The sequence below is a fragment of the Bradyrhizobium sp. genome (genome assembly GCF_035701725.1).
Lineage (GTDB): Bacteria > Pseudomonadota > Alphaproteobacteria > Rhizobiales > Xanthobacteraceae > Bradyrhizobium.
Genome location: NZ_DASSRP010000332.1, coordinates 1 through 13,345, shown reverse-complemented (window position 1 = coordinate 13,345; position 13,345 = coordinate 1). Strand labels below are relative to the sequence as shown.

Sequence of the window (13,345 nt, the reverse complement as noted above, 5' to 3'; positions counted from 1 at the left end):
GAAGGAGATGTCCTGCGAGGCCTCCGACACGCCGGTCAGAAAGCCGTTGTCCTGCTGCGGGAAGAAGCCCTTCGGGATGATGGTGAAGAGATAGACCGAGAGTGCGACCGTGCAGAAGAAGATGAAAAGGGTGGTTCGTTTCCAGTCCAGCGCGTGATCTAGCCCGCGCTCGTAGGCGTGCAGCATCCGGTCGAACAGCCGTTCGCTCCACTGGTAGAACCGTCCGTGTCTGGCCTCTTGATGCGAGCGCAGGAAGCGGGAAGCCATCATCGGGGTCAAGGTCAGCGAGACCATCATCGACACGAAGATGGTCATCGCCAGCACGACGGCGAACTCGCGGAACAGACGGCCGATCACCCCGCCCATCAACAGCAGCGGAATCAGAACCGCCACCAGAGAAACGCTGATCGAGACGATGGTGAAGCCGATCTCACTGGCGCCCTTGAAGGCGGCGGCCATCGGCCGTTCGCCGTGCTCGACATAGCGCGTGATGTTCTCCAGCATCACGATGGCGTCGTCGACCACGAAGCCGACCGCGATGGTCAGCGCCATCAGCGACAGGTTGTCGAGCGTGTAGCCGGCGACCCACATCAGGGCGCAGGCGCCGAGCAATGCGAGCGGCACCGTGATCGCCGGAATGACCGTCGCCCAGAAGCTGCGCAGGAAGACGAAGATCACCATGATGACGAGGAAAATCGTGATCAGCAGCGTGATCTGCACGTCCTCGACCGCCGCGCGGATGGTGAGCGTGCGATCGCTGATGATCTTGATGTTGATGGCGGGCGGGATCGCGGCGATCAGGCGCGGCAACTGTGCCTTGATCTTGTCGACGGTGTCGATGACGTTGGCGCCGGGCTGCTTGAAAACAACCAGAAAAACGCCGCGCTGGCCATTGGCCCAAGCCGCTTGCTTCGCATCTTCCGGCCCCGTCACGGCTTGGCCGATGTCGCGAATTCGCAGCGGACCGCCGTTGCGATAGGCGATGATGACGTCGTTCCAATCTTTGGAATCCAGCATCTGGTCGTTGGCGTAGATGGTGAACGCGCGCTTCTCGCCGTCGATATTGCCTTTGGGGCTGTCCACCGTGGTGATGGCGATCTGGCTGCGCACATCCTCGAGCGACAGGCCCTTGGCCACCAATTTTGCCGGATCGACCTGAATGCGGATCGAGGGCTTTTGCTGACCGCCAATCGTGACCTGGGCCACGCCCGAGATCTGGCTGATCTGCTGGGCGAGCTGGGCGTCGACGGAGTCGCTGACCGTGGTGAGCGGCAGGGTGTCGGAGGTCGCCGACAGCAACAGGATCGGCGAGTCCGCCGGATTGACCTTGCGGTACGTCGGCGGCGTCGGGAGATTCTTGGGCAACTGGCCGCCTGCGCCATTGATGCCGGCGAGCACGTCGTTGGCGGCTCCATCGATATTGCGGTTGAGGTCAAACTGGATGGTGATGGACGTGGTGCCGAGATAACTCGTCGAGGTCATCTGGGCGATGCCGGGAATTTGCGCAAACTGCCGTTCCAGCGGCTGCGCGACCGAGGAGGCCATCGTTTCGGGGCTCGCGCCGGGCAATTGCGCGGTAATCTGGATCGTCGGAAAGTCGACTTGCGGCAGCGGAGCTACCGGGAGCAGCGGATAGGCGACGAGACCCACAAACAGAATGCCAGCCATCATCAGCGAGGTGCCGATGGGGTACCTGATGAAGGGAGCGGAAATTCCCCGTTGAGTACCCTCGCTCATTCCGACTGCGCCTTCGGCTGTGCCGGATCGGAACTGGCCACGGCAGTGCTGACGAGCGTGCCCGGCTGAACCTTGAACTGGCCGCTGACGATAACCCGCTGACCCGGCGCCAAGCCGCTTTCGATCACGGAGCGTCCATCGATCGACTGGCTTACTTTCACCTTTCGCAACTCGGCCTTGTTGTTCCGATCGACCGTATAGACATAGAGGCCGTCATTGCCATGCTGGACCGCGTCGTCCGGAACCACGGTCGCATCCTTCATGGTGCGGATCAGAAGACGCGTTGAGACGGATTGGCCGGGCCACAGCGCGTGATCCTTGTTCTCGAAGACGGCCTTGAGGCGGATCGTACCGCTGGTCGAATCGACCTGGTTGTTCACCACCGCCAGCGTGCCTTCCGCCAGCGGCCGCTTGCCGTCGGTGGTGATCGCAATGGTCTTGAGCGGGGTTGCACCCTGCGCACCCTTGATGTCGGGCAACTGGTCTTCCGGCGCGGTGAAGATCACGGCGATTGGTTCGACTTGCGTGATGGTGACGATCCCGGTCTGGGCCGCGGCGTTGACGATATTACCGACGTCGACCTGCCGGAGGCCGACAACGCCCGAAATCGGCGCCTTGATGTCGGTGTAGTCGAGCTGGGTCTGTGCGTTGTCGATCGCGGCGGCATCGGCGGCGATCTGCGCTGTCAACTGCGAGACACTGGATCGCTGGGTATCGAGCTGTTGGCGCGTGGCGAACTCGCCGAGCTTGACGTAGCGCTGCAAGTCCAGATTGACATTGGCGAGGTTGGCCTCGTCCTGCTCCTTCTTGGCTTTCGCCTGATCGAGCGCGGCCTGATAGGGTCGGGGGTCGATCTTGGTCAAAAGATCGCCCTGCTTGACGAACTGGCCTTCGGTAAAGGCGATCTTGACGATCTCGCCATCGACGCGCGACCGAACTTGAACGGTGTTGAAGGCTTGAACGGTTCCAAGGCTGGTCAGGTAGACCGGAAAATCCGCCTTTTCGACTGTGGCAATGCTCACGCGCACCGGTCGCGGCGTGTTCTTCTGCGCATTGTTTGCCGCTGTTTCATGATTTTCGCCATGGAAGCGCTGCCAGCCGAAATAGCCTGCGCCAGCGACGACCAAGGCCAGCAAAATCCAACGCGTTGTCCGCGATTTTTTCATGTCGGCCTGCAGATTCAAAAAAATATAAGTAGCGAGTCTTCCCTATGGTTCATAGAGACTTCATATATAATACGCGTGCACTTAATGTGTAAACACACTATGGCTTGAGAATCCTAAACAATTGGCAATCCCCGGGGCGTTTTGCACCCTAATGTCACTCGATCTGAAGAAGCAGTTCATTACCCAATTGATCGAGAGTTCGCGGATCTTGCGCAACTACGTCGATCATCGCGCCAAGTCTCGCGGCACCACGCGCGCGCAATGGATTGTGCTGTTTCGCCTGCGCGAGCAGGAGGGGCTGTCGCAGGTGGATCTGGCGGAGGTGCTCGAGCTGCAGCCGATTTCGCTGGTGCGCCTGCTCGACCGCCTGGTCGAGCATGGCCTGGTGGAGCGCCGCAGCGACCCCCGGGACCGGCGAGCCAACCGCCTGTTCCTGACGCCCTCGGGACGACGGCTTGCCGACGATCTCGACAGCCTGCGCGATGCGATCGCGACCGACGTGTTGCAGGGGATGCCGGCCGCTAGCATCGAAACGAGCCTCAAGGCTTTGCGCGAGGTCAAGGATAGGATCAAGAGCCTGGGCGAACCTGCGGGCGGTATCGCCGCCAAGTAGCCGCCGCCGGGCAATCGCGATGCGAGCCTCCGCCGATCGGTGACACCGCGCCCGACCCGGGATTTTTCCCGATTTTTTCGGGATTAAGTTGTGCCTTCGCGCCAGGCTGTAACCCGCAGATGGAATTCATCTAACTCACGCGTAAGCTACTCGACGACGCCCGTGAAATGCTCTTCAAGCAACGGGTCAGCATGAGGCCCGGGAAGTCGCGAATGTTTAGAGTCATCCTTAAAATTGCAGCGGTTCTGACGTTGCTGTCGCTCGGGCCGGCAGCGTTCGCTCAGCAGAATTCCGCCGCGTCAGATCCGAAGGTCTCAACCGCGACCACCGCCCAGCCAGCCGGCGCTTCAACCAATCTGGTGCCGACTGACAACGCCGCCGAGGCGAAGGCCTCCCGGCCTGTTCTGCGCGAGCTGTCGCCCTGGTCGATGTTTCTTTCGGCCGACATCATCGTCAAGGCGGTGATGATCGGCCTCGCCTTTGCCTCGCTGGCGACGTGGACCGTGTTCATCGCAAAGATGGTGGAGCTCACGATCGTTCAAAGCCGGCTGCGTGGAGCCCTGCGCAAAATCGCTGATTCAAGGTCGCTGGCTGAGGCGCAGTTCGCGCTCGGATCGAGCGGCACCATCCTGTCGTCGTTTCTGTCGGCGGCGATGCGAGAGGCGCGGCTGTCGGCGGGCATTTCCAGCGATGCCGGGGTGAAGGAACGCGCCGCATCGAGCTTTTCCGAAATTGCTCGGGCGGAATCGCGCCGCATCCGGCTCGGTATGGGCGTGCTGGCCACCATTGGCGCGACCTCACCCTTTGTCGGGCTGTTCGGTACGGTATGGGGCATCATGAACAGCTTCATCGGAATTTCGAAGTCGCAGACCACCAACCTTGCGGTCGTTGCCCCCGGTATCGCCGAGGCGTTGCTCGCCACTGCCATCGGTCTTGTCGCGGCCATTCCGGCCGTCATCATCTACAACCACTTCGCGCGTATGACGAAGGGGTATCTTGAGCTGGTCAGCCGCTCCTCGGGCGCGGCGGGGCGGTTGCTGTCGCGCGACCTCGACCGCACCCACGTCAGTTCCAACGGCCGCGTCGGCTCGCGCGCTGCGGAGTAGGACGGAGTTAACATCCATGGCCGTTTCGATCGCCGACAACGATCTCGATGACGATGCCGATTTCGCCGAGACGCACGAGATCAACGTCACCCCGTTCATCGATGTCATGCTCGTATTGCTGATCATTTTCATGGTGGCCGCGCCGCTATCGACGGTCGATCTGCCGATCGATCTGCCGTCATCGACCGCAACGCCGCAGAAGAAGCCGGACAAGCCGACTTACGTCAGCATCAAGCCGGACCTGACGCTCGCGATCGGCGAAAAGCAAGTCAAGCGCGCCGATCTGGTTGCGGCGCTCGATGCCACCGCCGAGTCCAATCCGGAACGGCTGGTGTTCGTGCGCGCCGATCGTGGCGTCGCTTACGGCGATCTGATGGACGTGCTGGAGCTATTGCGCCGCGGCAATTACCGGATGAAGCTGGTGACGCTGGAAGGCGTTCCGGATGCGCCCACGCAAGCCCCCGCATCTGGAGCGGCAAGGCCCTGATGGAATGAGCGAGTTCGCGCAGGAACAACGGCCGACGTGGCGGCTCTGGACGATCGCGGCATTCGCCGCGCTGTCGCTGCACGTTGCCGGTGCCGCGCTCGCCTTGGCGCACCTGCACCCGAGCGACGATGCCGATGACGGGCTCGGTTTCAACGCGAGCGCGATCGGCGTCGATCTGGAGTCGCCGACAGCCGAAGAGACCGAGTTGCCTCCGGGACCCGACGCCGATGCCTCGGTGGCGTCGCCCGCGCTCGCCGAACAGAAGGCCGAGGTCAAGCCGACCGATTTGCCAAAGGAGATGCCGAAGGAGAGCGACGATCCCGACCGCGTCGTGACGACAAACGAGCAGAAGAAGCCGACCGACGACGATCCGAAAACCGAGGCCGTGCAGACCGCGGCCTCACAGCAATCGGTGGCGCAGGAAGCCAGCGCCCGCCAGCACATCGAAGGCGCGCGCGAGGCCAACGCGGCGGCGGCGCCAAATCTCGGCATCGGCAAGGACAAGCAGATGCTTACCGCCAAATGGGCAAGGCAGATCAGCGCCTATTTCGAGTTGCACAAGCGCTATCCGAAGACCGAAAAGATCAAGGCCGCCAAGGTCAAGGTCAGTCTCGTGCTCAACCGGCTCGGCCATGTGGTGTCGCTTGCGGTGGCCGAAACCTCGGGCGATCCGCTGTTCGACGAAGCCGCCCTCGACATGATCCGCCGCTCCGATCCGGTGCCGCGTCCGCCGGCGTCGCTGACCGACGACAGTTTCGCCTATAATCTGGATGTCAATTTCAACGGCCGGAAATAACCTGGGTGCGAGCGCTTGCCCGTATCCGGCCCGGACAGCGCGGCCGTGAGAGCCTCAGCGCCAGAGATACCGGAACGCCGTATAGACCACGACCAGGCAGGCGAAGATCAGGGCAACCGGCAGCTTTGATTTTTGCTGCGGTCCGCCCGCCGTCTTCGGCCGCTGTGCCGGCGGGCGCTTGAAAGCGGTCACGTTGTCGCTTGTGCTCGCCGTGGATGGCCTCGGCTTGACCTCGGGTGCCTGGCCTGCGCCGCCCATCTCCTCATAGTAGCTCTGATAGATGAGCAGGATGATGGCCTCGGATGCCTCGGCTTCATTCTTTTCTTTCAATAGCGTCTTGTAGCGCTCGAGGAAGCTTTGCGCGGCCGGCGGCAGGGCGGAGGTTCCGTTCAGCTTGGCCATCATGGTCCAGGTGGCGAAATCCGCCCTTGCCCTGGTATCGGCGCGTCGCGCGATCATCATGTCGGCTGCTTTGATCAAAATGGCCTCGGCTTTTAGCGGCTGCTCTTGGCGGCGCGGCGAAGGTTGGAGGTTAGGCGTTTCCGGTGACGATGAGAATCACCGCGAGCACATAACCGGTCAGCGTTCGCAATATCTTCGAAATAACATCAAGATTTAGACCGAACTGCGAACCGGCCAGCGGAAGCACGATCAACAAGCTGATCAGGATCAGCATCCCGAACGGTTCCAACCGCGAGAGCGGCAGAGCCAGCGCTCTCGGCAAAAGCCCGACCGCCACCCGTCCGCCGTCCAGCGGCGGAATAGGCATCATGTTGAAAACCGCGAGGATCACGTTGATCAGAAGCGCGTTTTTCAGGTTGTCCGCAACCCACTGCGCCGAACTGGCCGGGGCCAAGTCCAGCAGGTGGAACGCGACGGCGGCGAGCAGCGCCAGCGCAATGTTGGTGGCGGGACCGGCCAGCGCCACCAGGATCATGCCGATCCGCGGATTGCGAAGCAGGCGAAAATTCACCGGCACCGGTTTGGCGTAGCCGAACAGGAACGGCGAATGCGCCATCAAGAGGATCGCCGGCATCATTAGCGTGCCGAAGGGATCGATATGCCGGATCGGGTTGAAGCTGACGCGGCCAAGCTTGTAGGCGGTATCATCGCCGAGCCGGTGAGCGACAAAGCCGTGCGCCGCCTCATGGAAGGTGATGGCGATCACCAGCGGCAAGACCCAGACGGAGAAGTCATAGAGGGAGGCGTTCACTGGCGCGGTTCCGGACGGCAGACTCATCTTCTGCCTCACGCTACCACGTTCGGAAGTAAACAGGGTCTAAACCGGACCCTCCGGATGTTGCGGCAGACCGTCATCCAGCCTGACCCAGCTGATTTTTTCCGATACCCAGATATGCTCCGTCGGCGCAAAGGCGTTGCGGTCGTCAAAGGTGGCAAGCGCCACGCCGGCCGCCGTGCCGTTGCGGCGCCAGGAGAACAGGCGTGTGCCGCACGTCTGGCAGAAAACCCGCTCAAGGTGATCTGAGGACAGGTAGCGGCCGGTCTCGCCTTTGACCGTGATGGCGCCCTGGTCATAGAGCGCGCGCGCAAAGAAGGGCGAACCCATCGCCTTCTGGCAGTTGCGGCAGTGGCAGACGCGCACGTTGATCGGTTCGCCCTCGCAGCTGAAGCGAACCGCGCCGCAGAGACAGCCGCCCTCCCGGGTCATCGCGTGTTCCTAATACGTCGCGCGGCCGCCAGAGATATCGAACACCGCGCCGGTCGAGAACGAGCAGTCCTCGGAAGCAAGCCAGGCGGCAAGCGCGGCGAGTTCTTCGACCAGCACGAAGCGGTTTTTCGGAATCTTCGACAGCATGAAATCGATGTGCTGCTGCGTCATCTGGTCGAAGATCGCGGTTTTGGCCGCGGCCGGCGTCACCGCATTGACCATGATGTCGTATTTCGCAAGCTCCTTGCCGAGCGACTTGGTCAGCGCAATCAATCCCGCTTTCGAGGCCGAGTAGTGCGCCGCGTTCGGATTGCCTTCCTTGCCGGCGATGGAAGCGATGTTCACGATGCGCCCGTAGTTCTGCTTGATCATCGTGGGTACGATGGCCTTGCAGCAGACGAAGGGGCCGTCGAGATTGATGCGCAGTACCTTGCGCCATTCCTCGAAGTCGGTTTCCCAGACCGTCTTGTTGATACCGGCAATGCCGGCATTGTTGACGAAAATGTCGATCTTGCCGAAGGCCTTCAGCGTTTCCTCTCGCGCTTTCTCGACCGCCGCGAGATCGGAGACGTCGACCTTGACGGCAATGACGCTGCTGCCGATTTCCTTGGCGGTCTTTTCGGCCAAAGGCTGATCGTGGTCCCAGATCGCGACCTTGGCGCCGGAGGCAACGAAGCGTTCGGTAATGGCGCGGCCAAAGCCCTGCGCCCCGCCGGTGACGACGGCGCAACGGCTGTTCAGATCGATCTTGTTCATGATGGCGTTTCCTTCTCGATTCTGCCTGTCGTTGCGAGCGAAGCGAAGCAAAGCAAAGCAATCCAGCGCCAAAGGAAGAAGTCTGGACTGCTTCGTCGCCTCGCTCCTCGCAATCACGTTGATTGATTTAGTCGACGATTACAGCGTCCAGCCGCCGTCGATGATGTGGGCAACGCCAGTCGTGAACGCGCTTTCATCGCTGGCGAGATAGACCGCGAGCATCGCGATCTCTTCCGCGGTGCCGAGCCGGCCCATCGGCTGTCGCGCGATGAACGCCTCCCGCCCGCCGGGGCCTGCGGCCACCGCGCGGCCGAGCATCGAGGGCGTCTCGATCGTGCCGGGACAAATGCAATTACAGCGGATGCCCTTGGTGATGAAATCGGCGGCAACGGCCCGCGTCAACGCGGCGACGGCGGCTTTGGTGGCGCCATAGACATAGCGGTTCGGCGCGGCTTTGAAGACGCCGGCAGCCGACGAGATGTTGACAATCGAGCCGCCGCCACGCTCCAGCATCAGCGGCAGGAAGTTTCGGATCGTCCGGTGCATCGACTTGACGTTGAGGTCGAAGGAAAAATCCCAATCCTCATCGGAGCATTCGAGCACGGTGCCGTGGTGCACGAAGCCGGCGGCGTTCAGCAGGATGTCGACAGGCCCGACGCGCTTGGCCATGGCGGCGACATCTGCGCTGCTTCTGGCATCGAGGCGCGCAACCTCCTTGATGCCCTCGGCGGCCAATGTCGCCAATCCCTTTTCGTCGATGTCGGTGGCAAAAACGGATGCGCCTTCGCGCGCAAAGGCAATTGCCGAGGCGCGGCCGATCCCGGCGGCCGCCGCGGTGACGAAAGCGCGCTTGCCTTTCAGGCGGTCAGACATGGTTTTCTCCCTTCGATCTGTTCGTCATTCCGGGGCGATGCGCAGCATCGAACCCGGAATCTCGAGATTCCGGGTCTGGTCCTCGGCGCAAAATTGAATATCAATTTTGTCGCTCGGACCACCCCGGAATGACGACTTGTTTAGTGATTATCTCGCGCGACACCGAAGGTGCCGGCAACGTTGTGGTAGCGCGTGGCGAGCTCCATGCAGGCGCCGGTCGATTGCTGGCCGACCGTTGAGCGATAGATTTCCTGCCATGGCGTCTGGCTCGGCGGATAGGGGAAACCCCCTTTGGCCTTCAATTCCGCGCGCCGCTTTTGCAGCTCTCCGTCGGAAATCAGGATATTGGCGCTGCCCTTGTTGAGGTCGATGCGAACCTTGTCGCCGGTCTTGAGGATCGCAAGGCCGCCATCGGCGGCGGCTTCCGGCGAAGCGTTGAGGATCGAGGGCGAGCCGGAGGTGCCGGATTGCCGGCCGTCGCCGATGCAGGGCAGGGACAGGATGCCGCGTTTGATCAGGGCGGCCGGAGGCTGCATGTTCACAACCTCGGCGCCGCCGGGATAACCGATTGGGCCGGTGCCGCGCACGAACAGGATACAGTGCTCGTCGATATCGAGTTTGGGATCGTCGATCCGCGCGTGATAGTCCTCCGGCCCTTCGAACACGATGGCGCGGCCTTCGAAGGCATTCGGGTCCTTCGGGTTGACCAGGTAGCGCTCGCGGAATTCCTTTGAGATGACGCTGGTCTTCATGATCGCGGAATCGAAGAGATTGCCGCGCAGGACAATGAAGCCGGCATCCTTCACCAGCGGCTTATCGTAGCTGAAGATCACGTCGCCGTCGGGCTTGGCGGCCTCGCGGCAATTGTCGCCCATGGCGTGACCGTTCACCGTGACCGCATCTTCGTGGATGCGCTTGGCCTTCATCAATTCGCGCACCACCGCCGGCACGCCGCCGGCGCGGTGAAACTCCTCGCCAAGATAGAAGCCGGCCGGCTGCATGTTGACGAGCAGCGGAACGTCGTGGCCGAATTTCTGCCAATCGTCGATCGAAAGTTCCACGCCGATATGGCGCGCAAGCGCGTTGATATGGATCGGCGCATTGGTCGAACCGCCGATCGCCGAATTGACGACGATGCAGTTCTCGAACGCCTTTCGGGTCAGGATATCGGAGGGCTTCAGATCCTCCCAGACCATGCCGACGATGCGTTTTCCTGTCTCGTAGGCGATCTGGCCTCGCTCGCGATAAGGCGCCGGGATCGCGGCGCAGCCGGGCAGGGACATCCCGAGCGCTTCGGCCAGCGCGTTCATGGTCGAGGCCGTCCCCATGGTGTTGCAGTGGCCGACCGACGGCGCCGAGGACGCCACGATGGTCATGAACTGCTCATAATCGATCTCGCCGGCCGCGAGCTGCTCGCGGGCCTTCCACACCACGGTGCCGGAGCCCGTGCGCTGGCCCTGATGCCAGCCGTTCAGCATCGGACCGCCGGACAATACGATGGCGGGCAGGTTGACCGTGGCGGCGGCCATCAGGCAGGCCGGTGTGGTTTTGTCGCAGCCGGTGGTCAGCACCACGCCGTCCAGCGGATAGCCGAATAGAACTTCGACGAGGCCGAGGTAAGCGAGGTTGCGGTCCAAGGCCGCCGTCGGACGCTTTCCGGTCTCCTGGATCGGGTGCATCGGGAATTCCATCGCGATGCCGCCGGCGGCCCGGATGCCTTCGCGCACCCGATGCGCCAACTCGATATGATGCCGGTTGCAGGGCGACAGATCGTTTCCGGTCTGGGCGATGCCGATAATCGGCTTGCCGGACTGCAATTCTTCCCGGGTCAGGCCATAATTGAGGTAGCGCTCCAGGTAGAGCGCGGTCATCCCGGGGTTATGGGGGTTGTTGAACCACTCGCTCGAACGGAGCTTGCGCCTGGTGACGCCGGTTAGCGGCTTGTTCATGGTTTCTCCCGCAGCGCACACGCCTTAATTTTGTGCGTTATCTCTTGATGGGCACTCTATTTCGCATGTCGAGATCAGCTTCGCAATGTCACGGCGTTAAGGCCGCTGTCTACGACTTTGATCCAAGGACACGTCAGCAAAAGTCTGATATGACGCCCTTAAATCGGGCCCGTCGGATAGGTAGCGCGGGTCGGAAAGGCTGTTTGGGAGGAAATTGATGTCGTCTGTGCAGATCCGCGACGTGCGGAAATCGTTTGGCGGCTTTGAGGTTTTGCACGGCGTCACGATCCCGATCGAGGACGGCGCCTTTGTCGTGCTGGTCGGTCCCTCCGGCTGTGGCAAATCGACCTTGCTGCGGATGCTCGCGGGGTTGGAGAACATCACCTCCGGCACGATCTCGATCGGCGACCGCGTCGTCAACAATGTCCAGCCCAAAGAGCGCGATATCGCGATGGTGTTCCAGAACTATGCGCTTTATCCGCATATGACCGTCGCCGACAACATGGGATTCTCGCTGAAGCTGCGCGGCGCCAATCCGGACGAGATCAAGAAGGGTGTGGCGCGCGCAGCCGAGATCCTGGCGCTGACCCCGCTGCTCGACCGTTACCCGCGGCAACTCTCCGGCGGCCAGCGTCAGCGCGTGGCGATGGGCCGCGCCATCGTGCGCGATCCGCAGGTGTTCCTGTTCGACGAGCCGTTGTCGAACCTCGACGCGAAATTGCGCGTCGCGATGCGCACCGAGATCAAGGAACTGCATCAGCGGCTAAAGACCACGACGGTCTACGTCACCCACGACCAGATCGAGGCCATGACCATGGCCGACAAGATCGTGGTGATGCATGACGGCATCGTCGAACAGATCGGCTCGCCGCTCGAACTCTACGACAAGCCGGACAACCAGTTCGTCGCGAGCTTCATCGGCTCGCCGGCGATGAATTTCATCAAAGGCAAGGTCAAGGCCAATGGCAGCGCCATCTTCGAGGGGCCTAACGGCGTCAAGCTCCCGCTCGCGAACGCGCCGGCCAATTCCGACGGCAGGCCCGCGGTTTATGGCGTGCGGCCGGAGCATTTCACGATCGCCGATGATGGCGCGGAGGCCGAAATCGTGGTGGTCGAGCCGACCGGATCGGAGACGCAGCTGTTCGCCAATCTCGGCGGCGAACAGGTGGTCGCGGTGTTCCGCGAGCGTCACCAGTTCAACCCCGGCGACAAAGTTCGGCTGAAGCCGAATCCGTCGCTGGTGCATTTGTTCGACGAGGCTACCGGCAAGCGACTTTAAGGCCGGCATACTTGGCCGATGAACGAGCCAATCACCAATCAAGAAGGGAGAAGAGGGCATGAATAGTTTCACACCGGATCGGCGCTCGCTGCTCAAAGCGGGCGGCGGCCTTCTGGCAACGGCGGCCACCATGTCGGCCGAGCAACTGCTCGGCTATGCCAAGGCGTGGGCGCAGACGTCGCAGTGGAAGCCGGAGGCCGGCGCCAAGATCAACCTGTTGCGCTGGAAGCGTTTCGTCGAGTCCGAAGACGTGGCGTTCATGAAGATCGTCGACGCCTTTCAGAAAGCGACGGGCGTCACCATCAACGTCTCCAATGAGTCCTACGACGATCTGCAGCCTAAGGCGTCGGTGGCGGCCAATACCGGGCAGGGCCTCGACCTGGTGTGGGGGCTTTACTCGCTGCCATTCCTGTTCCCGAGCAAGTGCCTCGATATGACCGACGTCGCCACCTACCTCGGCCAGAAGGGCGGCGGCTGGACCAAGTCGGGCGAGGCCTACGGCATCTACGAAGGCAAATGGATCGGCGTTCCCGTCGCGGCCACCGGCGCGCTGATGAACTACCGCATCTCGGCGATGGAAAAGGCAGGTCACAAGGAGTTTCCGAAGGATCTCGCCGGCTTCGCGGATCTCGTCAAAGGTCTCAACAAGAACGGAACGCCGGCCGGCATGGCGGTCGGCCACGCCTCGGGCGACGCCAATACCTGGCTGCACTGGGCGTTGTGGGCGCATGGCGGCAACCTGATCGACGCCAACAACAAGGTCGTCATCAATTCGCCGGAGACCGCGAAAGCGCTCGAATACGTCAAGGGCCTCTATGACAACTTCATTCCGGGCACCGCGTCCTGGAACGACAGTTCCAACAACAAGGCCTTCCTGGCCGGCCAGCTCTACCTGACCGTCAACGGCATCTCGA

14 protein-coding genes are annotated in these 13,345 nt (G+C 62.0%); 6 read left to right on the top strand and 8 right to left on the bottom strand.

Annotation, left to right across the window (positions count from 1 at the left end; genetic code table 11):
• Both VFL62_RS20015 and VFL62_RS20010 read right to left on the bottom strand, forming a co-directional pair.
• Positions 1-1,737: efflux RND transporter permease subunit (locus VFL62_RS20015; protein WP_325174115.1), on the bottom strand; the 1,737-nt coding region annotated here is incomplete at its 3' end.
• Entirely contained in the window at positions 1,734-2,903 is a 1,170-nt protein-coding gene (locus tag VFL62_RS20010; protein ID WP_325174114.1) for an efflux RND transporter periplasmic adaptor subunit, read from the bottom strand. The genes VFL62_RS20010 and VFL62_RS20015, both read right to left, overlap by 4 nt.
• A gap of 151 nt (positions 2,904-3,054) precedes the next feature.
• On the opposite strand from VFL62_RS20010, the gene VFL62_RS20005 reads away from it, so the two are divergent.
• From VFL62_RS20005 to VFL62_RS19990, 4 genes are all read left to right on the top strand, one after another.
• Positions 3,055-3,516, top strand: a complete 462-nt coding sequence (locus VFL62_RS20005; protein ID WP_325174113.1) for a MarR family transcriptional regulator — start codon at positions 3,055-3,057, stop codon at positions 3,514-3,516.
• A gap of 212 nt (positions 3,517-3,728) precedes the next feature.
• On the top strand, positions 3,729-4,622 hold the full coding sequence (exbB, locus tag VFL62_RS20000; RefSeq protein ID WP_325174112.1) for a tonB-system energizer ExbB: 894 nt from the start codon (positions 3,729-3,731) through the stop codon (positions 4,620-4,622).
• Positions 4,623-4,638: 16 nt separating this feature from the next.
• A complete protein-coding gene (gene exbD / locus VFL62_RS19995) occupies positions 4,639-5,109 on the top strand; it encodes a TonB system transport protein ExbD (protein WP_325174111.1) in 471 nt (156 codons plus the stop codon).
• Positions 5,110-5,113: 4 nt separating this feature from the next.
• Positions 5,114-5,905, top strand: a complete 792-nt coding sequence (locus VFL62_RS19990) for a TonB family protein (protein WP_325174110.1) — start codon at positions 5,114-5,116, stop codon at positions 5,903-5,905.
• Positions 5,906-5,959: 54 nt separating this feature from the next.
• On the opposite strand, the gene VFL62_RS19985 is transcribed toward VFL62_RS19990, so the two are convergent.
• The 6 genes from VFL62_RS19985 to VFL62_RS19960 form a co-directional block, all read right to left on the bottom strand.
• Positions 5,960-6,367 carry a hypothetical protein gene (locus VFL62_RS19985; RefSeq protein WP_325174117.1) on the bottom strand — a complete coding sequence of 136 codons (408 nt, stop codon included), beginning with the start codon at positions 6,365-6,367 and terminating at the stop codon, positions 5,960-5,962.
• A gap of 70 nt (positions 6,368-6,437) precedes the next feature.
• Positions 6,438-7,118: a site-2 protease family protein gene (locus tag VFL62_RS19980; protein ID WP_325174116.1), complete on the bottom strand. Its 681-nt coding sequence runs from the start codon at positions 7,116-7,118 to the stop codon at positions 6,438-6,440.
• Positions 7,119-7,184: 66 nt separating this feature from the next.
• Entirely contained in the window at positions 7,185-7,574 is a 390-nt protein-coding gene (locus tag VFL62_RS19975) for a GFA family protein (RefSeq protein ID WP_325174109.1), read from the bottom strand.
• 9 nt (positions 7,575-7,583) lie between these two features.
• On the bottom strand, positions 7,584-8,330 hold the full coding sequence (locus VFL62_RS19970; RefSeq protein ID WP_325174108.1) for an SDR family NAD(P)-dependent oxidoreductase: 747 nt from the start codon (positions 8,328-8,330) through the stop codon (positions 7,584-7,586).
• Between the two features lie 138 nt (positions 8,331-8,468).
• Positions 8,469-9,203 (bottom strand): SDR family oxidoreductase, encoded by a 735-nt coding sequence (locus tag VFL62_RS19965; protein WP_325174107.1) that lies wholly within the window; start codon positions 9,201-9,203, stop codon positions 8,469-8,471.
• Between the two features lie 140 nt (positions 9,204-9,343).
• Positions 9,344-11,152, bottom strand: a complete 1,809-nt coding sequence (locus VFL62_RS19960; RefSeq protein ID WP_325174106.1) for an IlvD/Edd family dehydratase — start codon at positions 11,150-11,152, stop codon at positions 9,344-9,346.
• A gap of 217 nt (positions 11,153-11,369) precedes the next feature.
• On the opposite strand from VFL62_RS19960, the gene VFL62_RS19955 reads away from it, so the two are divergent.
• Together VFL62_RS19955 and VFL62_RS19950 are read left to right on the top strand one after the other, a co-directional pair.
• The gene (locus VFL62_RS19955) at positions 11,370-12,431 is read left to right on the top strand and encodes a sn-glycerol-3-phosphate ABC transporter ATP-binding protein UgpC (RefSeq protein WP_325174105.1); all 1,062 of its coding nucleotides are present in this window, start codon (positions 11,370-11,372) and stop codon (positions 12,429-12,431) included.
• A 58-nt stretch (positions 12,432-12,489) separates the two neighbouring features.
• Positions 12,490-13,345: ABC transporter substrate-binding protein (locus VFL62_RS19950; protein ID WP_325174104.1), on the top strand; the 856-nt coding region annotated here is incomplete at its 3' end.

What these genes read in the sequence shown, in the direction of transcription:
- VFL62_RS19955 (WP_325174105.1), top strand. Translation starts at nt 11,370, where the DNA reads ATGTCGTCTGTGCAGATCCGCGACGTGCGGAAATCGTTTGGCGGCTTT.
- VFL62_RS19990 (WP_325174110.1), top strand. Translation starts at nt 5,114, where the DNA reads ATGAGCGAGTTCGCGCAGGAACAACGGCCGACGTGGCGGCTCTGGACG.
- VFL62_RS20005 (WP_325174113.1), top strand. Translation starts at nt 3,055, where the DNA reads ATGTCACTCGATCTGAAGAAGCAGTTCATTACCCAATTGATCGAGAGT.
- VFL62_RS19965 (WP_325174107.1), bottom strand. Translation starts at nt 9,203, where the DNA reads ATGTCTGACCGCCTGAAAGGCAAGCGCGCTTTCGTCACCGCGGCGGCC.
- VFL62_RS19975 (WP_325174109.1), bottom strand. Translation starts at nt 7,574, where the DNA reads ATGACCCGGGAGGGCGGCTGTCTCTGCGGCGCGGTTCGCTTCAGCTGC.
- VFL62_RS19985 (WP_325174117.1), bottom strand. Translation starts at nt 6,367, where the DNA reads ATGATGATCGCGCGACGCGCCGATACCAGGGCAAGGGCGGATTTCGCC.
- VFL62_RS20010 (WP_325174114.1), bottom strand. Translation starts at nt 2,903, where the DNA reads ATGAAAAAATCGCGGACAACGCGTTGGATTTTGCTGGCCTTGGTCGTC.
- VFL62_RS19970 (WP_325174108.1), bottom strand. Translation starts at nt 8,330, where the DNA reads ATGAACAAGATCGATCTGAACAGCCGTTGCGCCGTCGTCACCGGCGGG.
- VFL62_RS19960 (WP_325174106.1), bottom strand. Translation starts at nt 11,152, where the DNA reads ATGAACAAGCCGCTAACCGGCGTCACCAGGCGCAAGCTCCGTTCGAGC.
- exbD (WP_325174111.1), top strand. Translation starts at nt 4,639, where the DNA reads ATGGCCGTTTCGATCGCCGACAACGATCTCGATGACGATGCCGATTTC.
- exbB (WP_325174112.1), top strand. Translation starts at nt 3,729, where the DNA reads ATGTTTAGAGTCATCCTTAAAATTGCAGCGGTTCTGACGTTGCTGTCG.